Below are 25,099 nucleotides of genomic sequence, written 5' to 3' on the forward strand. Positions count from 1 at the left end.
GGGGCAGCTCACATGTCACAAGGCCAAGGCCCGCAGGACGACCTCGCGGTCCACTCACCAGAACTGACCGAGATCGGTAACGAGGCCTACGAGCTGCGCACCGGACTGACCGAACCGACGCGGCTCGCCGACGAGTCCACCGACTCGGCCGCCCGGGCACTGTCCAACGCCAGCATGGAGACCGCCGACGCGCTCACGCATACGCGCGAACGGTTCGAGGACAAGGTCCGCATGCTGAAGAACAACTGCCGTTACCTCGAGGAGCACCTGGGCGTCACGGTCGCCTCGCACGCCTCGGACGAGGCGGACATCGTTACCGGGATCCGGCAGGCCGCGGCCACGGGCGGTCCCGCCGGACACGAACTCACCCCCCAGGCGCGGTTCCTGGAGACGTTCGGCATTGGCGAGGCGTCACCGGCCCCGCATCCCACGGTCCCCGCCGGGGGGCTGAATGAGGACATCATCAACATCTGACAGCAGTTGGGGGACAGCGTTGCCCTCGTATGAGGAACTTTCATCCCTGAACTTAGAGAAGCTCGATACCGCCGTCTCCGACTGGAGGTCGACAGCCGACGGCTTCCGCGACCTCGCCGAGCAGGCCCGCACCGGGCTGCGGGACAAGGCGGAGTCAGCGGACTGGAGCGGGGAAAACGCCGACGCCTCCAAGCGCTACGTCCTCTTCGTGGCCGACAAGTTCCAGTACGCGCACGAAGAGGCGAGCGGCATCCACGGGATCCTGCAGGATCTCACCGATGCCCTGCGGTCCTGCAAGGAACGCCTCGTCACGCTGCGGGAGGAGATCCGCGGCACCGGTCTTACTATCCAGCCCGACGGCACCGTGATCGTCGCACCGCCCTCTCCTATGTCGCCCGACGCCGTGGGCCTGGACTTGCCGGGCAACGAGCGGCGGCCGCCGGAGCGTCTCGAGGAGATCGAGAGTTACGAGGAGCAGATCCGGGCCATACTCGCGGAAGCGGCGGAATGGGACGGTTCGGCGGCACGTGCCCTCACCAGTATGGCCGGGGCAGCTAATGTGCCATTCACGGAGGGTGCGTGGTCTGACCTCGACGAGGCCCGGGCGGAGTACGGCCGCCGCGACGCCCGTGAAGTGTTGAGCACGCTGCAACGGGACCCATCGGAGATCTCGGACGCCAGCCTGGAAGAGGTCATCAGGTTCTTCGACGCCAACCGGTACAACGAGGAGTTCGCCACGTACCTGGCGAGCGAGCTGGGGGCCGAGGGAACACTGGAGGCGTGGAGCGGCCTCCTCGATCCGTGGCAGGCACAGGACGCGAGCGAGGGACGGGCCCAGCTGCTCGAGGAGTTCCGGATGGGGTTCGGCAGCACGCTGGCACTCGCCACCCAGAGCGACGCCCCCGGCATGGACACCTGGAAAGACGAGATGATCGCCCTCGGCGACCAGCAGTTCGGCGTCGAGCGTTCGGACTACAGCCCGTACGGCTTCCAGCTGATGAGCAGCCTGATGGGCGACGCGAACGGAAAGCCTACGGGCGTGTTCGACACGGACTTTCTCACGGACTACGGCGAAGCCCTGCTCGAATTCGAGCAGGGCATGAACACCCCCGGTCGCGAATGGGCGACAGCGTATTCTGATCACCGCCTTCCCACGGGACTCGGAGACGGAGCGTTCCAGATTGACCCCATGACCGGCTACATGGGCGCGCTGAGCCACAACCCGGAAGCGGCAGCGAATGTCTTCCACGAGAAAGACACCATGGAGTACCTGCTGAACCGCACCAATGACGACGTCCCCGCCCTGCGCGCGGAGACGCCCGACGGCGAGATCGCGTCCCTGAAGGCCACCGGCAACGCCCTGTTCGCAGCCACCACCGGCATGGACATCAACGACCTCTCCCTCCCGCAGGTGGAGGGCGACGGAGATTGGGTGGATCGCCGGGACATGGCTCTGGAGCTTCTCGCAGAGCAGGAGAACGACTTCCCCGCCGAGTTCCGCGAGCCGGTGGCCGGAATGCTGGTGCACCACGGCGAGGACTTCGTCTCCACGATGATCGAGGGAGTAAGCGATCAGCCCATGGACGTCGACGATCTGTACGACGTCACGACGCAGATCTCCCGCAGCTCCGAGTCCTTTGGCCTGCTCAATGAGGGGATGAACTACTACCTGACAGACGTCATTCGCGACGACAGCAGAGCCCCTCAGGACACCCTGATCCAGGCGGGCACCACCATCGGATTCCTCGAAGAGGCGCGGCTCGACGCCCTCGACATAGAACTCGAAGAGGGCAACGAAGGTGCCGAAGACGCTGCGACGCTATTGAGCTACGCTGCCGGAACTGCCACCAGTTTCATACCGGGAGCAGGCGGTCTCGGAGCAGCAGCCAGCGGTCTCGCAGCCGATGTCATCATCAACGCATGGCTAGAAGACGAGCAAAGAACCATCGAGGACAACCTCGAAAGACACCGGGGCTACTTGGCCCAAAACCGCAGATCACAAATTGAAGCTTACAAAAATCTCTGGCTAGCTGAGAATAGAGAATGGGCGGAGCAGAGCGAAGGATACGCGACAGACATACAGGTCATTACCCAACTGGAAACCTATATTAACAATGGTCGCCTTGTCTAGGATTTGATATGGCATGTTTTCGTCGTACACGCACTTCACTATTTGCAGCTACTGTGGTCGCTGCATTACTGACGGCGTGCTCAGAGAGCGAGGAGGCCACGTACACCGTCCCGGAGACCGTGTGCGGCGTCCGCATCGACCCCGACGCACTGCGACCACTACTCAGACCCGGTGACACCCTGGAGACCGAGAATATTCTCAGGGATCCCATCCCTGGCGAGTGCAGGATCCTGACAGATTCACGGCAGAATATCTGGATGGAACCCTGGCCGCTCGGAGAAGTCAAGGATCCAGTCGAGTGGGCTCGGTACAGGGGCCACAGGGAGGCACAGGAAACCAGTCTTCCCGGGGTTGCGGAAGGCGGCGCCGTGTGGCCCAGAGGCGCGCTGACGTCCTTCCGGTGCCACGAGGAGGAACAACCGGACGACTCCCACGCACTAACCCCGGAGATCAACCTCTCGCTCGAAGAATCCATCGAGGACGAAGAAGAACGCATGCGGCGCCTGGAAGACCTGCTCGCCTCCTACGTCGAAGGACTCCGCGAACTCTACCAATGCGACGTATGACACAGCCGCGACCACGAGCCGGTCAGCCTGCGATCACCAGCAGGGGCAAGGTGTGGCGGAAAACACTACTGCCAAAGATCCACCGCCAAGGAAAACTTCTCTCCTTAGTGCTGGTACCGGTACTGCTGGCAGCATGCTCAGACAGCGAAGAAGCCACGTACACCGTCCCGGAGACCGTATGCGGCGTCCGCATCGACCCCGACGCACTGCGACCACTACTCAGACCCGGTGACACCCTGGAGACCGAAAATATTTCCAGGGATCCCATCCCTGGCGAATGCAGGATTCTGACAGATTCACGGCAGAATATCTGGATGGAACCCTGGCCGCTCGGAGACGTCAAGGATCCAGTCGAGCGGGCTCGGTACAGCGGCTATAGCGGAGTACGGGCATTCGATCTACCCGGGGTGCCCGAAGGCGGAGCCGTATGGCCAACAGGCGCGCTCACATCCTTCCAGTGCTACGAGGAGGAACAACCGGACGGCTCCCACGCACTATCCCCGGAGATATACCTCGCGCTCGAAAAATCCATCGAGGACGAAGAAGAACGCATGCGGCGCCTGGAAGACCTGCTCGCCTCCTACGTCGAAGGACTCCGCGAACTCTACGAATGCGAGGTGTGACGAGCGCCGTCGGAGGGACGGTATCGGCCATCGGACTGGCGCGCGGCGGGGCGGCTTGACCTCCTGGCCTTGTGAGATTTGAGGCTGTTCCCCGAGCGCTGGACAGGCCGGCGCCGTCATCAGCGAGGGAGTGCCGCCATGCGCGTTGTTCGTGCGGAACGCTTCGGAGGCCCTGACGTGCTGCGGGTCGTCGAGGAGCCGGTGCCTGTACCGGGTCCCGGCCAGGTCGTCATCGACGTCGAGGCCGTGGACACGCTGTTCATGGACACGCAGATCCGCGCCGGGCTCGCGCGGCAGTGGTTTCCGGTCGCGCCGCCGTTCGTTCCCGGGAGCGGGGCGGCCGGGCGCGTCAGCATCACCGGCGAGGGCGTGGAGACGGCCTGGACCAGCCGCCGTGTCATCGTGCACCGCCTCACGACCGGCGCCTACGCCGAGCGGGTTGTCGCCGAGGCGGAGGCACTGCTGCCCATCCCGGAGAAGCTGGGCACGCGCGAAGCCGCCGCGCTCATCCACGACGGCACGACGGCGATGGCTATCGCCGAGCCGCTGGCGCCGCGCCCCGGCGAGTGGGTGCTGATCACGGCGGCGGCCGGGGGCATGGGCGTGCTGCTGGTCCAGCTCGCCCGCACGGCCGGTGCCCGCGTGATCGCCGCGGCACGCGGCGAGCGGAAGCTCGCGGTGCTCCGCGAATTCGGCGCCGAGGCGGTCGTCGACTACAGCGAACCCGGCTGGACGGACACGGTGCGGGGCGTCACCGGCGACGCGGGGGTGGACGTGCTGTGGGACGGAGCGGGCGGCGGCATCGGACGGGCCGCGTTCCCGCTCGTGCGTGACGGCGGGCGCGTGTCCGCCCACGGCGCGGCCAGCGGCGGCTTCGCCCCCATCGGCGAGGAAGAGGCCCGGCGGCGCGGCATCACGCTGCGCGGCATCGGCGAGCTCCAGTTCTCCCGCGAGGTCGCGGCGCCGCTGACAGCCCGTGCGCTGGAAGAGGCCGCCGCCGGGCGCCTGGCGCCGGTGATCGGGCAGACCTTCCCTCTGGACCGCGCGGCCGAGGCGCACGCGGCGATCGAGTCCCGGCAAACGGTGGGCAAGACGCTGCTGCTGCCCTGACGGTGGCACGGCTCCGTGGCACCGGCCGACCGCCGGCGGCCCGCGCGCTCGGCCGGGAGGCGGAGCGCGAGGCGCCAGACTGAGGTGCGCCGCCTGCCGGAGGCGGAGTCATTCGCCGAACGGGCGGCCGCACGCAACGGCGGCACGCGTGCGGCCGCATGGCGCTGCCGGACGAGAGCGCCACGCGCGCTCGCGCTGGCGCCAGACGGCTTCGCGTTCGCCACCGGCGCGCCGGTCGTCGTGGACGGCAGCCCGCGGCCGGCCCCGCCCCCTGCTGCCCGCACGACCGTCGCCGGGAAACTACGCGTTCCGCGTCGCCCGTGACATAGTGCTGTCACGCTGTCATGGGGCTGGATACGGAGGGGAATCGGTGGGCTCGGAGGGGCGGCCTGACGACGGTGCCGCGCGGGGGTCGGGCGTCGGTCTCACCATTCCCGCCCCGCAGTTCGCGTCCGAGAAGCGCTCGGCGCTGGTGATCGCGACCTCCGCGTACGAGGACGAGACCCTCCAGCGCCTGCGGTCACCGGCGACGGACGCGCGGGAACTGGCGCGCGTACTCGGCGATCCGGAGATCGGCGGCTTCGACGTAACAGTGCTTCCAGACCAGGGCGCGCACGAACTGCGCCTGGGTGTCGAGGACTTCCTGCATGACAGGGCGCTGGACGAGGTCGTGCTGCTGTACCTGTCGTGCCACGGTGTGCTGGACGCGCGCGGCCGGCTGTACTTCGCCGCGTCGAACACGCGGAAGGACCGCCTGGCCTCCACCGGCGTGGAATCCGCCTGGCTGATGGACCTGTTCGACGAGTGCCGGGCCCGGCGGCAGGTGCTGATCCTCGACTGCTGTTTCTCCGGCGCGTTCGCGCGCGGCGCGAAGAGCGGGGACGGCGGGCTGCGGCTGGAGCAGCGGCTGGCGGGCCCGGGCCGCGGCCGCGTCGTGCTCACCGCCTCGCGCGCCGGGGAGTACTCCTTCGAGGGGGACCCGCTGCCCGGCGGCGGGGAGCACGGCGAGGAGGGCGGTCCCTCGCCCTCCGTCTTCACCGCCGGGCTGATCGACGGCCTGGTCACGGGGGCCGCGGACACCGACCGCGACGGCATGGTGTCCGTGGAGGACGCCTACGATCACGCCTTTGCGCACGTGCAGGCGCGCAACTCCCGTCAGAATCCGCAGCGTTGGGTGTACGGAGCGGAGGGACGGATCTGGCTGGCGCGCAGCCCGGCCGGGCGGGTGATCGTCCCGGCCGGGCTGTCGCCGCACGTACGCTCGGCGCTGGACAACCCGATCCCGCACGTGCGCGCGGGCGCGGTGCAGCACCTCGCCGAGTGGCTGCGCAGCGGCGACCCGGCCCAGGAACTCGCCGCGCGGCGGGAGCTGGAACATCTGGCGGAACAGGACGTGCCGCTGGTAGCGAAGACCGCCCGGCAGGCGCTCGAGGACGCCGGCCAGAGCGGGTCGCAGCCCTCGCCGCTGCCCTCGCCTGGCCCGGTGCCCGCCAAGCGGGAGCCGGGACAGGTGTCTGAAGCGGCGGAGAAGCTTGCGCAGCGGGGGGACCGGCACCGGCTCGATGGGCGGATGGGCGAGGCCCTGGCCGACCTCAACGACGCGCTGGAGATCAGCCCTGGCTACGCGTGGGCGCTGGCGCGCCGCGGCGAGGTGCACCGCGCGGCCGGCCGCTACGACGAGGCCCTGGCCGACCTCAACCGCGCCGACCAGCTCGAGCCTGACACCGCCTTCACCCTCGCCAGCAGAGGCGACACCCACCGTCTGCTGAGCCAGTACGACGAGGCGATGCGCGACCTGAACCGCGCCCTCGAACTCGACCCTGACTATCCCTGGGCGCTGGTCCGCCGGGCCGAGACCCACCGCGCGGCCGGCCGCTACGACGAGGCCCTGGCCGACCTCAACCGCGCCGACCAGCTCGAGCCTGACACCGCCTTCACCCTCGCCAGCAGAGGCGACACCCACCGTCTGCTGAGCCAGTACGACGAGGCGATGCGCGACCTGAACCGCGCCCTCGAACTCGACCCGGAGTACAGCTGGGCCCTGGCGCGCCGCGGCGAGGTGCACCGCGCGGCCGGCCGCTACGACGAGGCCCTGGCCGACCTCAACCGCGCCGACCAGCTCGAGCCTGACACCGCCTTCACGCACGCCAGCAGGGGCGACACCCACCGTCTGCTGGGCCAGTACGACGAGGCGCTGCGTGACCTGAACCGCGCCCTCGAACTCGACCCGGAGTACAGCTGGGCCCTGGCACACCGAGGCGAAGTACACCGCCTCATGGGCCATTCCCGCGAGGCACGCGCCGACTTGTACCGGGCGCTGGCCCTCGATCCCGACAACGACTGGGCCCGCAACCGGCTCGACGAGGTCCGCTGACGCATTCCCGCCGGACACGGCCCCCCGCTGGGCCGGCTCAGTGGGTCCAGGCCGGGTCCGTGCCGCTGAGGTGGCAGGTCAGGATGTACAGCGGCAGCGGCGGCGTGTACGGGGAACCTTCGTTCGGCCGGTGTATCAGGCGCGGGTGGCGCGGCCACGGCGCCGTGAGCGACGGGACGGTCTCCGCGTCCGGCACGTAGGCGCCGACGGCGTACCGGGTCAGCGGCGGCCAGGCCATGCCGACGTGCGAGCCGGCGGGCACGATCCACCACCACCGGCGCTGGTCCGCGAACACGCAGCCCACGCGCGGCAGATGGTCCAGAAGCGACTGCCCGTGCTCCGCCGGGATGCCGACCGCGTCACAGCCCAGCGCCGCCGAGGCGTCCACAGGGAGGGGAAAGCGGCGGCGGTACCCGCATCTGGGCGAGCGGTGCCGTGGAGTGGTCGTGGTCTGAGCAGCTCCTGAGAGATGAGGGGCAGCAGGCACGGTCCGTCGCCTTTCGTCTCCTGCGCGTGTCCTAGCCCGGCCTTGTGTCATCGAGCAGTCACGTTATGCCCACTCTGTCACCTGCCATGAGCGAACTGCAAGGCGTAAGTTGAAATTTGCGAATCGCAGAGCTGCCGTCATGTCGAGGGGCCGTGACACACTGCGACGGGCGGGCCAGCCGAGGAGGTGCGCGAGGAGGTTGAGGCAGGAGTGACCGCGGAGACCTCGTGGGGCGGAGCACCCTCCGTGCTGCGCATGATCCTGGGACGGCAGTTGCAGGCGCTGCGCGTGCGAGCGGGGCTGTCGTTCGAGCAGGCCGGCGCGGCGATCGGAGTCAGCCACTCGACGGTGCGCAGGCTGGAGGCCGCGAAGGTGGCGCGGCTGAGGCTGGCGGACGTCGAGAAGCTGCTGCGCACGTACGGGGTGACGGACCCCGACGAGATAGAGGCCTTCCTGCGGTCGGTGCGCGAGGCGAACAAGCGCGGCTGGTGGCACGGCTTCCGGGACGTGGTGCCGGACTGGCTGGCGTCGTACCTCAGCCTGGAGCAGGCCGCGCTCCAGATACGCGGCTACGAGGCCCAGGCCGTGCACGGGCTGCTCCAGACCGAGGAGTACGCCCGCGCCCTGTTCCAGGCCAGTGCCCCGCAGGCCACCGCCCAGGAGACGGAACGGCGGGTGGAGCTCCAGATGCGGCGGCAGGAGCTGCTGCGCCGCCCCGAGCCGCCGCGGCTGTGGGTGGTGCTGGACGAGACGGTGCTGCGGTGGCCGGTCGGCGGCGCCGCCGTGATGCGGGCGCAGATCGACCACCTGATCGGCATGCTCGCCCAGCCCCACGTGACCGTGCAGATCATGCCGTTCGGCCACGGGCCGCATCCGGCGCTGCGGGCGGGCTCGTTCCATGTGCTGCGTTTCCAGGCGCCCGAACTGCCCGACGTTGTCTACCTCGACGGCCTGCGGGAGATGACGTACCTGGACAAGACGGAGGACGTGCTGGCGTACCGGGAGTCCCTGGACCGCCTGGGCGCGCAGGCGGCGCCTCCGGCCCGCACGGAGGCGCTGCTGACGGCGCTGCGCCGGGAGTTCAGCGGCTGAGCCGCTGGAACGCGCGGACGGTCAGGGGCACGGCGACGGCGCAGATGAGCAGCGGCCAGACCACCGCCATCAGGCCGGTGTGCTGCTCCACCCAGCTGTCGCCGGAGGCGACGGGGTTGCCGAACAGGTCGCGCACCGCGCCCGCCGTCGCGGAGACCGGATTCCAGGCCGCGAGGAAGCCCAGCCAGCCGGGCATCAGCGACGGCGGGGTGAAGACGCTGGAGACCATGCCGAACGGGAAGGCGACAGCGTAGAGATTGCCCGCCGCCTCCTGGCCGGGCACCAGCAGGCCGAGCCAGATTCCTACCCAGATCAGGCAGAAGCGCAGGAGCAGCAGCAGGAGAAACGCGTACAGCGTCGCAAGCGGGCTGCCGTGAGGGCGCCAGCCGATCGCCAGGGCGATGGCCGCCATGACGGCGAGGTCGACCGCGGCCTGGATCAGGTCGGACACGGCCCGCCCGGAGACGATGGCTGACGGCGCCATGGGCATGGAGCGGAAGCGGTCGGTGACGCCCTTATCCTTCTCGATGGCGACGACCACGGCGGTGTTCATGAAGCCGACGGCCATCGTCATCGCGAACATGCCGGGCATGGCGTAGTCCTTGAAGTCCGTGAAGTCCGCCCCGCCGCCGATGTCCATGGCGCTGCCGAAGACGTAGACGAACAGCAGCACGGAGACGACCGGGAAGCCGAGCTGCCAGGCGATGTTCGCCGGCTGCTTCACCAGGTGTGTCAGGTCGCGCCTGACGATGGTCAGGCAGTCGGCGACCGTCCAGTACAGGCGGCGTTCGGGGCCGGTCACGCCGGGGTGGCTGGCGGCGCTCATGCCATGGTCTCCTTCCGCGCGTCCCGCTGGCCGGTCAGGCGCAGGAACACCTCGTCGAGGGTGGGCCGGCGCAGGCCGAGGTCCACGACGCCGGCCCCGGCCTCCCGCAGCGTCCTGGCGACGTCGGTGAGCGCGGCGACCCCGTCGCGCACCGGCGCGTGCACGCTCAGCCGCGCCTCGTCGGTCTCCGGGGGCACGCCGCCGGCGACGCGGGCGACCGCCTGGGCGGCCACCGGCAGGTCGGCCGGGGTGTCGAGCACGACTTCGATCCGGTCCCCGCCCACGGCCCGCTTGATGCCGGCGGGGGTGTCCGCCATGACGTTCCGGCCCTTGTCGATGACGGCGATCTGGTCGGACAGCCTGTCGGCCTCGTCCAGGTAGTGGGTGGTCAGCAGGACCGTGGTGCCGGTGGCGGCGAGCTGGCGGACGGCGTCCCACACCTCGCTGCGGCCGCGCGGGTCGAGTCCGGTGGTCGGCTCGTCCAGGAACAGCACCTCGGGCGCGAGGATCATGCTCGCCGCCAGGTCCAGGCGGCGGCGCATGCCTCCGCTGAAGCCCTTCACCTGCTGGTCGGCGGCGCCGGTGAGGCCGAAGCGGGCCAGCAGCTCGTCGGCGCGGGCGCGGGCGGTGGCATGGTCGAGGTGGAACAGCCGGCCGAACATGCGGAGGTTCTGCCGGGCGGTGAGGATCTCGTCCACGGCCGGGTTCTGCCCGGTGAGGCCGATGCGGCGGCGCACCAGCCGCGGCTCGCGGCGCACGTCATACCCGCCCACCTCGGCGCGGCCGCCGTCGGGGCGGACGAGCGTGGTGAGGACGCGCACGGCCGTGGTCTTGCCCGCGCCGTTCGGACCGAGCAGCCCGAGCACGGTCCCCCGGGCCACAGCCAGGTCGAGCCCGTCGAGCGCCGTCGTGCCGCCGTAGCGCTTGGTGAGGCCCTCGGCGACGACGGAATGGTCAGCCATATCCCCCTCCTCAAAGAAACTGGGTACGGCGTACCCAACTATAGCCCTCACCGCGTACGGCGTACCTAGATTTCTGAGACGGGGCCGCCCCGGCGCGGGCGAGAATGAACGGCATGACGACGGTGCACAGCGGCGGCGGCGCCGACCCCGCGAAGAGCCTGCGGCTCCTGTGGCAGGGCAGGCAGAAGCCCAGCCGGGGGCCCAAGCCAGGGCTGGAGCTCGACGACATCGTGACGGCGGCCGTCGCGCTCGCCGACCGGGAGGGCATCGGGGCGCTGTCGATGCGCAAGGTCGCCGCCGAGATGGGCGTCGGCACCATGACGCTCTACCGCTACGTGCCGGGCAAGAGCGAGCTGCTGGCCCTGATGCTCGACCACGTCCAGGCGCCCGACGAGGCGGAGGAGAAGGCGCTCCGCGAGCTGGGGCCCGGCCAGTGGCGCGCGGCGCTGGAGCGGATCGGCGAGTCGACGTTCCGGCTCTACCTGCGGCACCCCTGGCTGGTCCAGGTCAACCAGAGCCGGCCACTGCTCGGCCCCAACGCGCTGCGCGGCTTCGACACCACGCTCGCCGTCCTCGCCCCTCTCAACCTGAGCGACCAGGACCGGATCTCCGTCGTCAGCATGATCGACTCACTCGTCACCGGCATGGCCCGCACCCAGATCCTCCAGCAGCAGGCCGTCCAGGAGTCGGGCATCAGCGACGAGGAGTTCTGGGCCGCCCAGGAGACGGTGCTGAACACCGCCGCGGAGCCCGGTGACTTCCCGCACGTCTTCGCGCTGGACGACAACTCCTTCGACCTCAGCCACGAGGAGACGATGCGCTTCGCCCTGGCCCGGCTCCTCGACGGCCTTGAAGCCTTCCTGGCGGCCCGCCGCCAGCGGGCCGGAGACTCCGGGGCGGCGGAAGACTGAGGGCGCCCTCGTCCCGCGGTCCGGGGGCGTGCCCGGGTGAGCGCCCTGCCGTACCCGCTCCCGGTGGCCCCGCCAGGCGGGCCCGGGCAGCGGTTCCCTGCGGCTCGGTGTACCGCCCGGCAGCGGTGCCGCCCGCCGGGGACGATGACGCCGGTGTGACGCCCGGCGTACGGGCTTGCGGTGGCACGGCGGGACGCGCCGCCACAGAATGGAAAAACCGGGGCACGGCCACTGCCCGTTCCCGTTCTTCCTCTCTCCTTTCCGGCTATGGAAGCGAGGCCCGATGAACCAACCCGCTGCCGCCGGAGCGCCGCAATCCCTTGAGTTCCGACTGCGGAATTTCATCGAGCACGAGAGCACCGACAGGGTCCTCGAGGGCGCCAGCGACGAAACGTGGCTGTCCGCGATCGGCCTGGACTCGTCCAGCTTCGCCCTGGCACCGGACGGCAGCGCCACGCTCGCCGAACTCCGGTCGCCGCTGGTGGGTGAGCTGAAGCAGCGGCGGGCCGAGTGGAAACCCAACCCGTACGTGCTGCTGCGGTTCGACCTGACGAAACCGGGCTCATGGCCGCGCACTTACACCACGACCCTGTTCCTCGTCGACAAGGACAACGAAAACCTGGCAGAGAGCTTCCGGCGCATCGAGGAGGAAGTCGGGAAATCGGCCAGAACCGCCGTGGTGAACGCGGCCCGCGCGGGCGGTGTGGCCGCGGGTTCCGCGCTGGCGGGACCGGTGGGGGCGGCGGCGCTCGGATTTCTCGCCGGGGAAATCGCGGGACCGGTCTACGACGCCATCATCAGCGAGATCTACGAAGGGCTGCGGAACGAGGTGTTCCGGCCCATCCCGCTCACCCTGACCCTCAACAGCCTGGCACTCGCCTCCGGGCAGCCGGGGGTCAACTCGGAGCAGGTGCTGCGCATCAGGGAACACGGAGCGGACTACTCCCTGGCCTACGACTGGCACCTCGTCACCAGCCCCCAGACGGCCCCCGCCCCTCCCGGCGAGGAGGAGGGCGAGACGCCGGGAGAGACGGGCCCGGGGCGGCGGGCCGGTTCCCGGCCGGGACCGGGACACCACCCGGCGGGAACGCCCCCGGGGCAGGGACGAAGGCAGGCACAGCGGGAGACGGGGCCCGCGCCGCCACCGGTAGCGGCGCGGGATCACCCCTTGCGGCCGCGCGTGACGAGGTGGCGGACCGCCAGGATGAGGAGGATGCCGGCGGCGAGGGTGGTGAAGGTGCCCCGGCTGAGCCCTTCGCCGTCCTCGCCGGCGGCGGAACCGCCGCGACCGCCCTCCTCCGCTTCCCGCTCGGCCCGCTCGTCCTCGCGCTGGACGGACTCCGGCAGCAGATCGCCCTGGAGGACCGAGGGCTCCACCACGCTGTTCACGCCCTCCGAGCCGAACATCAGCGCCCGCCCGTCCGGGGTGAACGTCACCGACTCGCCCTGCCGCTGAAGCGGCATCGAGACGCGGCGTGCGATGCGGTCCGGGGTGCCGCCGTCCGCGTCGGACCAGCGGTACATCCGGCACGTGAAGTAGCCCCGGAGGATCAGGCGGGTGCCGTCCGGGGAGAACGCGCCGTCGGTGACCCACTGGTCGATCTCGGCCACGGGGGTGAACGTGTTGACGCCGGAGACCGTCAGCTCCTCCGGCCCCGCGTAGAGGGTCGCGCTCCGGTCCTCCTTCTTGTCGACGATGTAGGCCCGGCCGGTCACCGGGTGGATCATCAGGGCCTCGGCGTCGCGCGGCCCGTCCTCGTACTGCACCCGGTAGACGGTCGGCGCGATCGTGGCGTCGGCGAGGTTCTCCGGCTCGGGCAGCCGGTAGATCCAGACCTCCGGCCACTGGCCGCCGAAGTTGTCGCCGATGTCCCCGACGTACAGATCCCCCCGGGGGCCGACCGAGATGGCTTCCATGTCGCGGCCCTCGACGCCCTGGAGCGTGATCGTGGCCAGCGTCTCGCCCGTCTCACCGTCGATCGCGTAGACGGCGGGGGTGTAACCGCTGTCGTTGTGCGTCCAGTAGACGTTCTCGTGCCGCTGACTGGCCGCCAGCCCGCTGGACTCCGCGATGCCCGGGTCCTGGATCGTGAAGCCTGCGGGCTCGTCGGCACTGCCGGCGGCGGCCGGGGCCGCGCCCGTGAGCGCGGCGGTAGCGAGCAGCCCCATCACGGCGGCGGGGCGGGCAACGTGATGCCAGTTCAGCAGCATGATGGCAAGCCTGCCATCTTAACCCGTGAGTACGGAAATAGCATCTTCCGTTTGTGGAGAATCTGACGTCACCGAAGAGATGTAGCGAGCCAGGAGTGAACAAAAGGAGGATTTATTACTCACATAAGTATCAAAACGGGCCTCCGCGTTGCAGCCCAGCCCCGGTGATCCATAGTTTCTGCCCCCATGAGTTATGGCCAAAACATGCAGCCGATGGCCGGTGCGGCTCCTGCGGGGGGCGCCGCACCTGCCGACAACAGGCTCCCGTTCTCCCTCGGGATCGGCGGCTCGGCTCTCGCCCTGCTGGGCTCCTGCCTGGCCTGGACATCCGTGTCCATGGAGGGCTTCCCCGGCGACGAAACTGTCGCTGGTATCGACGGTGACGGCGTGTTCACGCTGATCACCTCGATCCTCGCGATCGCTGCCTTCGTGACCGGCATGGTGAAGCGGAACAACAAGATCGCCGCGTTCTCGCTGGTCCCGAGCCTGGTGACGCTCGTCTTCGCCGTGCTGAACTTCCTCGACCCGAAGCGGCTGGCCCGCAGTTATGCCGAGGACCAGGTGGACGCCGAGGTCACCTCGGAGCAGTTCGACCAGATCTTCGAGGGGTACGACTTCTCGACCGCGTTCGGCCTGTACCTGGTGATCATCGGCGTGCTGGCCGCCCTGGCCGGTGGGGTGATGACCGCCATGAAGGCGCGTTCCAGCCAGTGACACCGGTGAGTTCCGGCCAGAACTGACCGAAATCAAGCGGGCGACGGGCCCGGGCCGCTGCGGGGGGCGGTCCGGGCCCGTCGTCATGCCGCCCGGCGCGCGCCGGACGCGCGGCTCACCAGGCGAACGCCTCCGGGCTCGGGCCGGGGCCGGGGAAGATCTCGTCGAGCGAGGCGAGCACCTCGTCGCTCAGCTTCAGCTCCACGGCGCGCAGCGCGCTCTCCAGCTGCGCCACGGTGCGCGGGCCGACGATCGGGCCCGTGACGCCCGGCCGGGTCAGCAGCCACGCCAGGGCCACCTCACCCGGCTCAAGCCCGTGCTTGGCCAGCAGGTCCTCGTACGCCTGGACGCGTTCCCGCGTCGCGCTGTCGGCCAGGGCGTCAGCGGCACGGCCGGAGGTGCGGCGGCCGCCCTCCTCCTGCTTCCTGATCACGCCGCCGAGCAGGCCGCCGTGCAGCGGCGACCACGGGATGACGCCGAGGCCGTAGTCGATGGCCGCCGGGATGACCTCCATCTCGGCGCGGCGCTCGGCGAGGTTGTACAGGCACTGCTCGCTGACCAGGCCCACCATGCCGCGCCGGGCGGCGGCCTCGTTGGCCTGGGCGATCTTGTAGCCGGGGAAGTTGGAGGAGCCCGCGTAGAGGATCTTGCCCTGCGTGATCAGGACGTCGATCGCCTGCCAGATCTCCTCGAACGGCGTGTTCCGGTCGATGTGGTGGAACTGGTAGACGTCGATGTAGTCGGTCTGGAGCCGCTTCAGGGACGCGTCGACGGCCCGGCGGATATTGACTGCCGAGAGCTTGTCGTGGTTGGGCCACGCCGGATTCTCGGCGGCCATGTTGCCGTACACCTTGGTGGCGAGGACCACCTTGTCCCGGCGTCCCCCGCCCTTGGCGAACCAGTTGCCGATGATCGTCTCGGTGCGGCCCTTGTTCTCGCCCCAGCCGTAGACGTTGGCCGTGTCGAAGAAGTTCAGGCCCGCGTCCAGCGCCGCGTCCATGATGGCGTGGCTGTCGGGCTCGTCCGTCTGCGGCCCGAAGTTCATCGTGCCGAGCACGAGGCGGCTGACCTTGAGACCCGTGCGTCCAAGCTGCGTGTACTCCATGGGCACCAAGCCAACGCCCTGGAGTGCGCTCCAGGCAAGAGGCGTCAGCCGCCGCGTGCCGCGGCGATGACCACGACTGCCAGCAGGGTGACGAGGGCCGCGGTCATCAGCCGCGTGCGGGTCTTGGCGTTCATCTTCCCAACCGTAGCCCGGTGTCCGCGGGCACGAACGCCAGCGTCCGCCGTCCGCCGCGGCGGGTGATCCGCAGGCGCAGGCCGCCGATCCGGGCCAGGACGAGGGCAATGCCCAGTGCCGACAGAGCGCAGATGGCGCCGCCTGCCAGCAGCGCGACGCGCGGCCCGTAGGCGTCGGTCAGCCAGCCGGTCAGCGGGCCGCCGATGGGTGTGGAGCCGAGCAAGACCATCGTGAACAGGCTCACGACGCGGCCCCGCATCACCGGTTCGGACGCCAGCTGGACGCCCGAGTTCGCGGAGACGACGAAGCTCATGCTGGACAGGCCCACCGGCACCATCAGCGCCGCGAAGACGACGTAGGCGGGCGCAGCGGCCGAGACGACGAGCAGCACGCCGAAGACCGCGCCGGAGATGATGCTGAAGCGCAGCCACCGCCCGCCGCGGTTGGCCGCGAACAGCGCGCCGGCGACGGAGCCGACGGCGACCAGGGAGTTCAGCACGCCGAAGCCGCCCGCGTCCGCGTGGAACACGTGGTCGGAGAAGGCGACGAGGAAGACCGGGAAGTTGAAGCCGAACGTGCCGATGAAGCCGACGAGCACGATCGCCCACAGCAGTTCGGGCCGGCTGCCGACGTAGCGCAGTCCCTCTCTGAGCTGGCCCTTGCCGCGCGGGATGCGCTCGGAGGGGATGAGTTCCTCGGTGCGCATCAGCAGCAGGCCGGTGATCGGCGCGGCGAAGCCGAGCCCGTTGACCAGGAACGCCCAGCCGCTGCCGACCGCCGTGATCACGACGCCCGCGATGGCCGGGCCGATCAGGCGCGCGGACTGGAAGTTGGCCGAGTTCAGGGAGACGGCGTTGCGCAGCAGGTGGGGGCCGACCATCTCACTGACGAACGTCTGGCGGGCCGGCTTGTCCATCACGGTGACCAGGCCGAGCAGGAAGGCCAGCGTGTACACGTGGTAGACGTTGACGACGCCGGAGAGCGTGAGGGCGGCCAGCGACAGGCCGATGAGTCCCATGGCGGCCTGGGTGGCCAGCAGGATCCTGCGCTTGTCCAGGCGGTCGGCGAGGACGCCGCCGTAGAGGCCGAAGAGGAGCGTCGGCAGGAACTGGAGCGCCGTGGTCACCCCGACCGCCGTGGCGGAGCCGGTGAGGTGGTGCACCAGCCAGTCCTGGGTGATGCGCTGCATCCAGGTACCGGTGTTGGACACCACGTTGCACAGGAAGAAGATCCGGTAGTTCCGGATCTTCAGGGAGGCGAAGGTGCCCGTCGGGCGGGTTGAGTTGTCGAGGGGCTTATCGGGCACGGGTGCGGAGTCTGCTCCGGGTCCCGAACTCAAAGGAAAACACTCCTTACTGGGGGTGCGGCGTGGCCGCGGGTCGTGCGGGATCGTGCGTGGCGTGGGTCCTTCTGCTTCGGGGGCAATTCCGGTGGCGCTACAGGTGCGCCAGCTTGTGCAGGACGGGGGCGGCGGCGCGGAGGCTGGCCCACTCGTCCTCGTCGAGCTGGCCCGCGAGCTGCGAGAGCCACTCGTTCCGCTGGGCCTGGCTTGCCTTAAGGATCGCCTTGGCCTGGTCGGTGGCGGCGACGAGCTTCTGGCGCCGGTCCTGCGGATGCGGCTGAAGCTGGACGAGGCCGCGGTCCTGGAGCACGGCGATGATCCGCGTCATCGACGGCGGCTGCACGTGCTCGGCGCGCGCCAGCTCCCCCAGGGGCATGGCGCCGCAGCGCACGAGGGTGCCGATGGCCGACATCTCCGCCAGGCTGAGGGTGCGGTCCACCCGGAGCTGACGGAGCCGGCGGGCGAGCCGGAGCACGCCCGTGCGCAGCTCATTCACCGCGGCGATGTCGTCGGCGGTGTCCAGCACGGTCTTGGGCATGACACCAGACTAGCTCATTAGCTTTCCTAACGAAATTTGTGTGACGACCCGGTCTTCCGCTCTTCTCTCCCCCCTCTTCCCCCGCCCCGCCCCTCACTCGTTCGGGTGAGCATGGACGGAAACTCACCCCGCCGGGGGCCGCGGTGGCGGGACGGTTGTCCTATGACGTCACGAGTCCTGAGCCTGCGGATCGATGAGACCCTGCTCGACCGGCTCGAGGAGCATGCCGGGCGGCGCGGGATGACGGTGCAGGACTATGTGTCCCGCGTGCTGGCGCGGGAGGACTTCGACGAGCGCTTCCGCCGGGCCACGCGCCGCACCGCCCTGCTCGCCGAGTGGGACGGCGGCCCCGCCTGACGGCCGCGGGCCCGCTGTCCGCGGCGCTCGGTAGTGTGGTCAGCGGATCGAGCGGCGAGCAGGGCGAGCGGCGAGGAGGGGCAGCCGGTGCGGGTGGGCGAGTGGACGAGCGGCAAGCGCGAGGCCCCCGAGCCCTTCGAGGGGAACACGGTGGCCACGGTCCTGGCAGGGACGGTCGTGTGGGCGGTGCTGTTCGTCGCCCAGGTGCCGTTCTACGGCTGGTACGCCGACCGGGGGCACGAGTGGTGGATATGGACGTGCCTGGCCGGTGTGGGACTGGGGCTGCTCGGCCTGGTGTACGTCCGGCGGCGGGAGGCCGCGCTCCGCCGGGACCGCGAGCGCCGCTCCGGCGGCTAGCCCTCACGCACCCCCACGCACGTACCGGGCCCGTGGGGGCGCAAAGCCGCGCGGCGGGCCGGTCAGCCGCGCGGGGCGGCGACCGCGTCGAGTCCGGCGAGGGTCTTCGCGTCGAGGGTGAGGGCGCCGGCCTCCAGGTTCTCCTCCAGGTGGCCGGGGGTGGCGGTGCCCGGGATGAGCAGGGTCTGCGGGCTGTGGTGCAGCAGCCAGGCCAGGCCGATCTGGGCCGGGGTGCACCCCAGACGCGCCGCGGCGGCGCGCACGGCGGGCTGGTCGGTGACCCGCGGCTGCCCGGGGAAGGCGCCGCCCAGCGGGAAATAGGGCACCCAGGCGATCCGCTCGGCGGCGCAGAGTTCGAGCACGTCCTCGTCGTCACGGGCCACCAGGCTGTACAGGTTCTGCACGCACACGATGCCCGCCGGGAGGGCGCGGCGCAGCACGTCCAGGGACACGCTGCTCAGCCCGATCGCGCCGATCTTGCCCGCGTCGCGCAGCGCGGTCAGCTCCGCGAGCTGGTCGTCGAGGTCCACCACCTGGTCGTCCGGGTAGGGCACGGAGACCCCGGAGTCCACGCGGCGGAGATTGACCACGTCGATCCGCTCCGCGCCGAGCGTGGCCAGCTCGGCCTCGACGCCCGCCCGCAGCTCCTCGGGGCGCTGTGCGATCCGCAGCGGGTACGGGCCGCCGGGGTCGGAGAGGGCGCCGGCCTTGGTGACGACCAGCACGTCGTCCTGGGGGCGCAGCGCCTCGCGGATGAGGCCGTTGACGAAGCCGTCGCCGTAGAAGTGGGCGGTGTCCACGTGGTTGACGCCGAGGTCGAACGCGCGGCGCAGCAGGGCGACGGCGGCGTCGCGGTCGCCGTGCAGCCGCTCCAGCTGGAGCGCGCCGTACCCGATGCGCGCGACCGTGCGCCCGGCCAGCTGGCCGGTGCCGCCGGGGCGCTCGGCGGGGGCGGGGGCGGGTGTGGTTTGCCGGGCCATGTTTTCCTGCTCTCGTTGCGATGAAGGAGCTAAAACGGAGGGCCCTCCGTTAACGCTCACCGTACCACTACCGGAGGAGCCTCCGCTTTGTCTGTGCCGCATTCCCAGCCCCCGGAGCGGGCCGCCGCCCGGCCGGTCCGCCGCGACGCGCGGCGCAACCGCGAGAAGCTCATCGCCGCCGCCCAGGCCGCCTTCGCCGCGGCCGACGGACCGGTGTCCCTGGAGGCCATCGCCCGCCGGGCGGGCGTCGGCATCGGCACCCTGTACCGCCACTTCCCGACCCGCGAGGACCTGGTCGACGCCGTCTACGCCAGCGAGCTCGACGCCGTCACCGCCAGCGCCCCCGCCTTCCTCGCCGAGCACCCCGCCGACGTCGCCCTGCGGGCCTGGATCGGCCGCTACGCGACGTTCATCGCGACCAAGCGGGGAATGAGGGACACGCTGCGCGGCGCGTACGCCTCCGGCCGCATCCCCCTGCCGTCGCGGGAGCGCGTCACCGCCACCATCGCCGTGATCTTCGAACGGGGCGCCGCGGCCGGCACCCTCCGCGCCGACGTCGACCCCGAGGACTTCACCACGCTGCTCATCAGCGTGTTCGCCACCGTCCTCGACGGCGGCACGCCCGAGCAGACCGGCCGCCTGCTCGACCTCCTCGTCGACGCGGTGCGCCCGTGACGCCGGCCCGTGTCAGCCGCGCGCGGCGTACCGCTGGACCTGGCGCCCCGCGGCCAGCAGCGCCCGGCGCGGCGCCATCCGCATCAGCACGGCGGCCAGCGGGTAGAGGCGGCCGGGCACCACGGTGGGACGGCGGCCCGAGCGCAGCCCCCGGAACGCCGCGCTGACGACCAGCCGCGGCGGGTGCGACGCGGCGCCGCCCGGGAACGGGGCACCCGCGACGCCGAAAAACTCGGTGCGCGTCGCGCCCGGCGCCAGGCACAGCACCCGCAGGCCGGTGCCGCGCGACTCCGCCCACAGCGCCTCGGTGAAGGAGATGACGAACGCCTTGGCCGCCGCGTAGACCGCCATGCCGGGAACGGGCCCGAACCCCATCACGCTGGCGACGTTGATGAGCACGCCGCCCTCGGCCGCCCGCAGGCCGGGATAGAAGGTCCGGGTGAGGTCGACGAGCGCCGCGACGTTCACCGCGACCTGCCCCGCGATGTCCTCGGGGCTGGCATCGGCGAAGCGGCCCGCCCTGCCGAAGCCCGCGCAGTTCACCAGCGCGCTCACGGCGATACCGCGCTCCGCCAGCGCGGCGCGCAGCGCCTCGCCCGGCCCCGGCGCCGCCAGGTCGAGCGGCACCGGCGACGCCGCCACGCCGTACCGCTCGCGCAGCTCTCCGGCGAGGTCCGCCAGCCGCTCGGCCCGGCGCGCCACGAGAACCACGTCCTCGCCGCGCCGGGCGAACCGGCGCGCGAACTCCGCGCCGATGCCCGAACTCGCTCCGGTGATGACGGCTGCCCTGCTCGTGGCGCTGCTCACGGCGTCGATCGTAAGGCGGCCAGAAACGCTCCGCAATCACACCGCGACGCTCAGCGATGTTCTCGTGCGGGCTCAGTCGAACCAGCGGGCCGTGGCCAGCTCGCTGGCCCTGGACGGGTCCTCCAGCAGCGCGGCCAGCTCGAACCGGCGCGGCCACTGCCCGGCCGACCACGCCAGCCCTGCCGCCAGCCCCTCCACCGTCGCCGCGTGCAGCGTGCCGTCCGGGGCCAGGCGCCAGTGCAGCTCCACGCCGTCGATGACCAGCTCCTCGTGCTCCACGTACGTCGCGGGCACGCCCTCAGGCAGGCCGTCCGCCCCGGCACCCAGCAGCGCCAGCACCGCCTGCGGCACCTCCCGCTCGACGCCGCCGCCCGGCGGCGGCGCGGGCAGCGTCTCCGACAGCAGGCGCACGTCCAGCACGGCCGCCAGCGCCGCCGCCCGCGCCGCGGGCACCGGCAGCAGCGCCCGCCCGCCCGCCAGCGGCAGCAGGTCCGGGGCGTCCGCGACCAGCGCCTCCCCCGCCGCGACGACGCGCGGCTCGCCGTCCACGACCGCGCGCAGCTCATCGGGCAGCGTCACCTCGTCCGGGTCCAGCTCCGCCAGGTGCGCGTACAGTCCGTGCAGCTGCGCCACGGTCACCCGCAGCCGCGGGTCGCCCAGCCGGGCCAGCAGCTCGGCCGGGCCGCCCGGCTCGGCCAGCAGCGCGCGCACGGTCGTGCGCACCCCGAGCGCGGCCAGCACCTCGGGCCCCACCTCGGCGGTGTCGGCGTCCTCGTACAGCCCCGCCAGCAGCGGGTCGGCACCCGCCGCCCGCAGGCCCACCGGCCGCCTGCCGTCCAGCACCGGCGCCCCGCGCAGCCACCACGCCGTGTACGGGCGCACCGCCTCGACCGTGCCGTCGGGCATGCGGACCCGGACCGGCACCGTCAGGGCCCGGCGGAACGGCTCCCGCGACAGCATCCGCAGCGCCTCCGGCCAGCGGTCGTCGTCCACCAGCTCCAGGTCGCGCACGGCCAGCATCTCGGCCGCGACCGGCGGCAGCGCCGTCGCGGGCAGCGAGTCCAGGACGTCCTCGCACCACACGTCCACCGCGTCCAGCACCCCGGCGTCGTCCGGCTCGGCGAACGGCGTGTCCCGCGGCTCGAGTTCGTCCGGGTCCAGGATGACGTCGGTGGCGCGCACCAGCACGAAGTCGGCCTGCACGCCCACCGCCGTCAGCGTGTCCTCGCCCCAGCGCTCGGCCAGCTCCGCGTCGCACGCGGCCAGCTCGCCCGGGCGTATCACCCGCTGGAACGCGCTGCCGGGGAACACCAGGTCACCCGCCGCGCTCAGCTCGCCCTCCTCGTCCGGCAGCGCCAGCGCGGCCAGCCACGGCTCATCGCCCGGTTTCAGGCCCGCGTCCCGCACCAGGCCCAGCACGGTCTCGGCCAGCTCGGCGGCGGTCAGCGCGTCCTCGTCCCACACCTCGTAGCCCGCGACGTCCGCCGAGGCGGCGACCGCCGTCCGCACCTGCGGCGTCGCCAGCACGGCCCGGGGCGTGGCGGCGCTGGCGCCCAGCTTCTCCAGCAGCGGGTGCGCGGCCTCGGGGTGCGCCACCTTCAGGCCCAGCCGGCCCAGCTGCGCGGCGTCCGTGCCCGGCACCGGCAGCAGCACCCGGCGCGGCCCGATCGTGGTGCGGCCGTCCGCCAGCGGCACGGGCAGCCCGGTCAGCAGGTCCGGGTCGACCCCCGCCAGCGACTCGTACAGCCGCCACCACCACTGCGGCGGCCGCTCCACCCCGGCGAGCCGGTCGATCGCCTCCCCCAGCGAGACGCGCGCCACGTCCAGCACCCGCAGCTCGGGGCGGCGTTCCAGCCCGGCGGGCAGCAGCACGGGGAACAGCTCCGCGAGCACCGCGACCGTCTCGGCGCCCGCCCGCTCGACCAGCTCGGCCTCGTCCGGACGCAGCGCCTGCGGCGTCTCCTTGTCCTCCCCGGCGCCCTCCCCGGCGCCCGGCAGCGCCGCCGCCGCGCTCGGCAGGAACGGCGTGCGCCGCAGCCGCTCCGCCAGCAGCGCGCGCAGCGCGCCGTCGATCTCGCCGCGCCCCAGCGGGCCGGGCACCAGGCTCAGCGTGCCGCTGGTGACGGGCCGCCAGTCGGCCAGCAGCCCGGCGTAGCAGTCGGCGGCCCGCGCCAGCAGAAAGTCGGTCAGCGGCCCCGGTGCGACGCGGCGGCGCGTCGGGTCCAGCGGGAACGTGCCGATCAGCAGCGCGGGCAGCCCCAGCGGGTCGTCGGTCGGCGTCGGCGCGTGCACCACGTGCGGGCTGGCGGGCTCGGCGGGCGCGCCCTCGGCGTCCACCGGCACGGCCCACGTCACCGACCAGTGCCGCCGCTCCCGCTCCTCCAGCGGCCGGTCCGCCAGCAGCTCCTCGCTGGCCTCGCCGCTGGCCGTCGCCAGCCGCCAGCGCGTGGACCGCACGGCGCTGCCCGCGGGCCCCGGCTCCTCGGTGATCTGCGTGTACGGGCCGTACTGGCGGCGCGCCAGCGTCCGCGTCCCCCGGGGCGTGGCCACGGTGACCTCCGCCAGGCCGGGGAGCGTCAGCAGCAGCGTGTCGTCGATATCGTCGAGCAGGCGGCGCGCCAGGTCCTCGGCGGCGGCGTCCCGCAGCGGCAGCACGACCGTCGTGTCGTAGCCCTCGGGCACGCCGGGCACGGCCAGCTCGTCGCCGCGCGCCGGCAGCGGCAGCCGCAGCAGCGGCACCGCGTGGCGCTGCCCCTCGCGCCGCTCCAGCTCCGCCGCCAGCCCGGCGCTGGCGGCCGCAGCTTCGCGCGCGAGCGCCGCGGCGTCGGTCAGCGACCAGCGCACGGCGCCCGAGGAGCTGACGATCCTGGGGGCGTCGCTGACGGACAGCACGGCCGCGAAGCCGACGCCGAACCGGCCCACCGTGCCCTCCTCGCGCCGCTTGGCGGAGGCGCGGAGCGTGGACAGCGACTCGACGCCCGCGGCGTCCAGCGGGGCGCCGGTGTTCGCCGCGGTCATCACCCCGTCGCGCAGGGCCAGATGGAGCCGCCCGGGCTGCCCGGTGCGGGCGGCGGCGTCCGCGGCGTTCTGCGCAAGTTCGACGACGAGGCGGTCGCGGTAGCCGCCGCGGGCGAGATCCTCTTCCGCGTTGGCGTCCTCCCGGAACCGCGCCGGAGACGCGGCCCACGCGCTGAGCACGGCACGGCGCAGCGGCGCGGTGCCGAAGGGGTCCTCGGGGTCGTGGGTCGTCACGACTGCGACAGTACCCGCTGCCCCGGGCGCTCCACGGGGCCTCGGAGCACAGCTGTGACCAGAGGGATACCGACGTGTCGCGGGACCGCGCCCGCCGGGCCGCCGCGCACCGGCCGGCCGCCGGTCAGAGCGGGTCGGCGCCCATGTGGTCGATCACCGGCGGCGCGGGCGCGGGCGGCTTGGGCATCTCGGCGGCCTCCGAGTGCGCGCCGCAGCCGTAGGCGAGCGAGACCACGCGTCCGTCGGCGGGCGAGTACTCGTTGGCGCACACCCCGAACGCCTGCCGCAGCGAGCCCGCCAGCGGCACCAGGAAGCCGCAGGTCTGGCAGGACGCGGGCGCCGCCTGCGCCATGGGCGTGTCCGGACCGAACCGTTCCTCCCAGCGGTCGGCCGCCTCCCGCAGCCCGAACCACGACAGCACGCGGGGGCGGTCCAGGCCCAGTTCCCGTGCCACGTCCGCGACGGCGCCGCGCTGCTCGGGGCCGGGATCGTCGTCGGCGGCCACGGAGTTCGGCGGCGGCTCGTCCTGTCCCGAGTAACCGGGCTCCAGGCGCGGGTCGTCGGAGTCGGTGGGCAGCAGGTCGCCGGGTCCCAGGTCACCTGGCCGCAGCCGCTCGCTCCACGGCACCCACTCCGGCGCGAGCAGCGCGTCGGGCCCGGGGATGAGCGCCACCTCGTCCACGGTCACGTACCGGGCGCGGGAGGCGCGGGCCACGGTCACGCCCCAGCGCCAGCCGGGGTAGCCGGGCTCCTCACTGGCGAAGAGATGGGTGACGAGCCGGTCCCCCTCGGCGACGGCGCCGAGGTACGGGCCGAGCGGGTGCGGGCGCGCGGCTTCCGCGGCGGCCTCACGCGCCAGTTCCACGGCCTCGGCGCACAGCCGGTCGGGGGTACGGCTCCGCGTACGGCTTGGCATCCCAGCACTCACAGACTTCTCCTACGCCTCTTCCGGTGCGGGCGCCCCGTCGGCGTGCTCGTCGCGAGCGTCGCGTCGCGGGGGTGGGGCCGCCGCGACAGGGTGTATGCGGAGGGCGAGACACGCACCAGCGCCCCACGCTACAGCACCTCTG

At 72.0% G+C, this 25,099-nt stretch carries 23 protein-coding genes; 12 read left to right on the forward strand and 11 right to left on the reverse strand.

Translation table 11 applies throughout. From position 1 onward, the window contains the following. Nucleotides 1-12: 12 nt before the first annotated feature. The 6 genes from JK356_RS12655 (at nucleotide 13) to JK356_RS22360 (ending at nucleotide 7,278) form a co-directional block, all read left to right on the forward strand. Nucleotides 13-474, forward strand: a complete 462-nt coding sequence (locus JK356_RS12655; protein ID WP_201867778.1) for a hypothetical protein — start codon at nucleotides 13-15, stop codon at nucleotides 472-474. Continuing rightward, the gene (locus JK356_RS12660; protein ID WP_236671217.1) at nucleotides 452-2,605 is read left to right on the forward strand and encodes a hypothetical protein; all 2,154 of its coding nucleotides are present in this window, start codon (nucleotides 452-454) and stop codon (nucleotides 2,603-2,605) included. Before JK356_RS12655 ends, JK356_RS12660 begins: the two co-directional genes overlap by 23 nt. 53 nt (nucleotides 2,606-2,658) lie before the next feature. Next, the gene (locus JK356_RS12665) at nucleotides 2,659-3,171 is read left to right on the forward strand and encodes a hypothetical protein (protein WP_201867780.1); all 513 of its coding nucleotides are present in this window, start codon (nucleotides 2,659-2,661) and stop codon (nucleotides 3,169-3,171) included. Nucleotides 3,172-3,278: 107 nt separating this feature from the next. Next, entirely contained in the window at nucleotides 3,279-3,794 is a 516-nt protein-coding gene (locus tag JK356_RS12670) for a hypothetical protein (RefSeq protein WP_201867781.1), read from the forward strand. Nucleotides 3,795-3,932: 138 nt separating this feature from the next. After that, on the forward strand, nucleotides 3,933-4,904 hold the full coding sequence (locus JK356_RS12675) for a zinc-binding dehydrogenase (RefSeq protein WP_201867782.1): 972 nt from the start codon (nucleotides 3,933-3,935) through the stop codon (nucleotides 4,902-4,904). A 370-nt stretch (nucleotides 4,905-5,274) separates the two neighbouring features. Then, nucleotides 5,275-7,278: a tetratricopeptide repeat protein gene (locus JK356_RS22360; RefSeq protein WP_201867783.1), complete on the forward strand. Its 2,004-nt coding sequence runs from the start codon at nucleotides 5,275-5,277 to the stop codon at nucleotides 7,276-7,278. Nucleotides 7,279-7,315: 37 nt separating this feature from the next. Here the strand turns inward: JK356_RS22360 and JK356_RS12685 are convergent, their stop codons facing one another. After that, nucleotides 7,316-7,666 (reverse strand): hypothetical protein, encoded by a 351-nt coding sequence (locus tag JK356_RS12685; RefSeq protein ID WP_307815550.1) that lies wholly within the window; start codon nucleotides 7,664-7,666, stop codon nucleotides 7,316-7,318. 309 nt (nucleotides 7,667-7,975) lie between these two features. On the opposite strand from JK356_RS12685, the gene JK356_RS12690 reads away from it, so the two are divergent. Continuing rightward, complete coding sequence (locus JK356_RS12690; protein ID WP_201867785.1) at nucleotides 7,976-8,857, forward strand: helix-turn-helix transcriptional regulator; 882 nt, start codon at nucleotides 7,976-7,978, stop codon at nucleotides 8,855-8,857. On the opposite strand, the gene JK356_RS12695 is transcribed toward JK356_RS12690, so the two are convergent. Beyond that, nucleotides 8,847-9,683, reverse strand: coding sequence for an ABC transporter permease (locus JK356_RS12695; protein ID WP_201867786.1), 837 nt, complete (start codon nucleotides 9,681-9,683; stop codon nucleotides 8,847-8,849). The genes JK356_RS12690 and JK356_RS12695 overlap by 11 nt on opposite strands. Next, nucleotides 9,680-10,645 (reverse strand): ATP-binding cassette domain-containing protein, encoded by a 966-nt coding sequence (locus JK356_RS12700; protein WP_201867787.1) that lies wholly within the window; start codon nucleotides 10,643-10,645, stop codon nucleotides 9,680-9,682. The genes JK356_RS12695 and JK356_RS12700 overlap by 4 nt, the downstream gene beginning before the upstream one ends. Nucleotides 10,646-10,758: 113 nt before the next feature. Between JK356_RS12700 and JK356_RS12705 the strand changes: the two genes are divergently transcribed. Continuing rightward, a complete protein-coding gene (locus JK356_RS12705) occupies nucleotides 10,759-11,556 on the forward strand; it encodes a TetR/AcrR family transcriptional regulator (protein WP_201867788.1) in 798 nt (265 codons plus the stop codon). A gap of 1,161 nt (nucleotides 11,557-12,717) precedes the next feature. Here the strand turns inward: JK356_RS12705 and JK356_RS12710 are convergent. Continuing rightward, nucleotides 12,718-13,767, reverse strand: coding sequence for a hypothetical protein (locus tag JK356_RS12710; protein WP_236671218.1), 1,050 nt, complete (start codon nucleotides 13,765-13,767; stop codon nucleotides 12,718-12,720). 186 nt (nucleotides 13,768-13,953) lie between these two features. Here JK356_RS12710 and JK356_RS12715 point away from each other — a divergent pair, with 186 nt between their 5' ends. Beyond that, a complete protein-coding gene (locus tag JK356_RS12715) occupies nucleotides 13,954-14,481 on the forward strand; it encodes a Trp biosynthesis-associated membrane protein (RefSeq protein WP_201867789.1) in 528 nt (175 codons plus the stop codon). 115 nt (nucleotides 14,482-14,596) lie between these two features. Here the strand turns inward: JK356_RS12715 and JK356_RS12720 are convergent, their stop codons facing one another. The 3 genes from JK356_RS12720 to JK356_RS12730 form a co-directional block, all read right to left on the reverse strand. Beyond that, complete coding sequence (locus JK356_RS12720) at nucleotides 14,597-15,586, reverse strand: aldo/keto reductase (protein WP_201867790.1); 990 nt, start codon at nucleotides 15,584-15,586, stop codon at nucleotides 14,597-14,599. Between the two features lie 130 nt (nucleotides 15,587-15,716). Continuing rightward, nucleotides 15,717-17,060: an MFS transporter gene (locus JK356_RS12725; protein WP_201867791.1), complete on the reverse strand. Its 1,344-nt coding sequence runs from the start codon at nucleotides 17,058-17,060 to the stop codon at nucleotides 15,717-15,719. Nucleotides 17,061-17,157: 97 nt separating this feature from the next. Next, nucleotides 17,158-17,601, reverse strand: a complete 444-nt coding sequence (locus JK356_RS12730; RefSeq protein ID WP_201867792.1) for a MarR family winged helix-turn-helix transcriptional regulator — start codon at nucleotides 17,599-17,601, stop codon at nucleotides 17,158-17,160. Between the two features lie 162 nt (nucleotides 17,602-17,763). On the opposite strand from JK356_RS12730, the gene JK356_RS12735 reads away from it, so the two are divergent. Beyond that, the gene (locus JK356_RS12735) at nucleotides 17,764-17,958 is read left to right on the forward strand and encodes a ribbon-helix-helix protein, CopG family (protein WP_201867793.1); all 195 of its coding nucleotides are present in this window, start codon (nucleotides 17,764-17,766) and stop codon (nucleotides 17,956-17,958) included. 87 nt (nucleotides 17,959-18,045) lie between these two features. Further along, nucleotides 18,046-18,315, forward strand: coding sequence for a DUF2530 domain-containing protein (locus JK356_RS12740; RefSeq protein ID WP_374100646.1), 270 nt, complete (start codon nucleotides 18,046-18,048; stop codon nucleotides 18,313-18,315). Nucleotides 18,316-18,377: 62 nt separating this feature from the next. On the opposite strand, the gene JK356_RS12745 is transcribed toward JK356_RS12740, so the two are convergent. Then, a complete protein-coding gene (locus JK356_RS12745; RefSeq protein ID WP_201867794.1) occupies nucleotides 18,378-19,295 on the reverse strand; it encodes an aldo/keto reductase in 918 nt (305 codons plus the stop codon). 87 nt (nucleotides 19,296-19,382) lie between these two features. Between JK356_RS12745 and JK356_RS12750 the strand changes: the two genes are divergently transcribed. Further along, a complete protein-coding gene (locus tag JK356_RS12750; protein WP_236671219.1) occupies nucleotides 19,383-19,970 on the forward strand; it encodes a TetR/AcrR family transcriptional regulator in 588 nt (195 codons plus the stop codon). Between the two features lie 12 nt (nucleotides 19,971-19,982). Here the strand turns inward: JK356_RS12750 and JK356_RS12755 are convergent, their stop codons facing one another. The 3 genes from JK356_RS12755 to JK356_RS12765 form a co-directional block, all read right to left on the reverse strand. Next, the gene (locus tag JK356_RS12755; protein ID WP_201867795.1) at nucleotides 19,983-20,777 is read right to left on the reverse strand and encodes an SDR family oxidoreductase; all 795 of its coding nucleotides are present in this window, start codon (nucleotides 20,775-20,777) and stop codon (nucleotides 19,983-19,985) included. A 72-nt stretch (nucleotides 20,778-20,849) separates the two neighbouring features. Further along, a complete protein-coding gene (locus JK356_RS12760; RefSeq protein WP_201867796.1) occupies nucleotides 20,850-24,029 on the reverse strand; it encodes a sacsin N-terminal ATP-binding-like domain-containing protein in 3,180 nt (1,059 codons plus the stop codon). A 124-nt stretch (nucleotides 24,030-24,153) separates the two neighbouring features. Then, on the reverse strand, nucleotides 24,154-24,945 hold the full coding sequence (locus JK356_RS12765) for a DUF3027 domain-containing protein (RefSeq protein ID WP_201867797.1): 792 nt from the start codon (nucleotides 24,943-24,945) through the stop codon (nucleotides 24,154-24,156). Nucleotides 24,946-25,099: the final 154 nt, after the last annotated feature.

It is taken from the genome of Streptomyces sp. 7-21 (assembly GCF_016741785.1).
Classification (GTDB): Bacteria; Actinomycetota; Actinomycetes; order Streptomycetales; family Streptomycetaceae; genus Streptomyces.

What these genes read in the sequence shown, in the direction of transcription:
- JK356_RS12660 (WP_236671217.1), top strand. Translation starts at nt 452, where the DNA reads ATGAGGACATCATCAACATCTGACAGCAGTTGGGGGACAGCGTTGCCC.
- JK356_RS12710 (WP_236671218.1), bottom strand. Translation starts at nt 13,767, where the DNA reads ATGCTGCTGAACTGGCATCACGTTGCCCGCCCCGCCGCCGTGATGGGG.
- JK356_RS12695 (WP_201867786.1), bottom strand. Translation starts at nt 9,683, where the DNA reads ATGAGCGCCGCCAGCCACCCCGGCGTGACCGGCCCCGAACGCCGCCTG.
- JK356_RS12720 (WP_201867790.1), bottom strand. Translation starts at nt 15,586, where the DNA reads ATGGAGTACACGCAGCTTGGACGCACGGGTCTCAAGGTCAGCCGCCTC.
- JK356_RS12730 (WP_201867792.1), bottom strand. Translation starts at nt 17,601, where the DNA reads ATGCCCAAGACCGTGCTGGACACCGCCGACGACATCGCCGCGGTGAAT.
- JK356_RS12745 (WP_201867794.1), bottom strand. Translation starts at nt 19,295, where the DNA reads ATGGCCCGGCAAACCACACCCGCCCCCGCCCCCGCCGAGCGCCCCGGC.
- JK356_RS12675 (WP_201867782.1), top strand. Translation starts at nt 3,933, where the DNA reads ATGCGCGTTGTTCGTGCGGAACGCTTCGGAGGCCCTGACGTGCTGCGG.
- JK356_RS12765 (WP_201867797.1), bottom strand. Translation starts at nt 24,945, where the DNA reads ATGCCAAGCCGTACGCGGAGCCGTACCCCCGACCGGCTGTGCGCCGAG.
- JK356_RS12715 (WP_201867789.1), top strand. Translation starts at nt 13,954, where the DNA reads ATGAGTTATGGCCAAAACATGCAGCCGATGGCCGGTGCGGCTCCTGCG.
- JK356_RS12705 (WP_201867788.1), top strand. Translation starts at nt 10,759, where the DNA reads ATGACGACGGTGCACAGCGGCGGCGGCGCCGACCCCGCGAAGAGCCTG.
- JK356_RS12735 (WP_201867793.1), top strand. Translation starts at nt 17,764, where the DNA reads ATGACGTCACGAGTCCTGAGCCTGCGGATCGATGAGACCCTGCTCGAC.
- JK356_RS12700 (WP_201867787.1), bottom strand. Translation starts at nt 10,645, where the DNA reads ATGGCTGACCATTCCGTCGTCGCCGAGGGCCTCACCAAGCGCTACGGC.
- JK356_RS12655 (WP_201867778.1), top strand. Translation starts at nt 13, where the DNA reads ATGTCACAAGGCCAAGGCCCGCAGGACGACCTCGCGGTCCACTCACCA.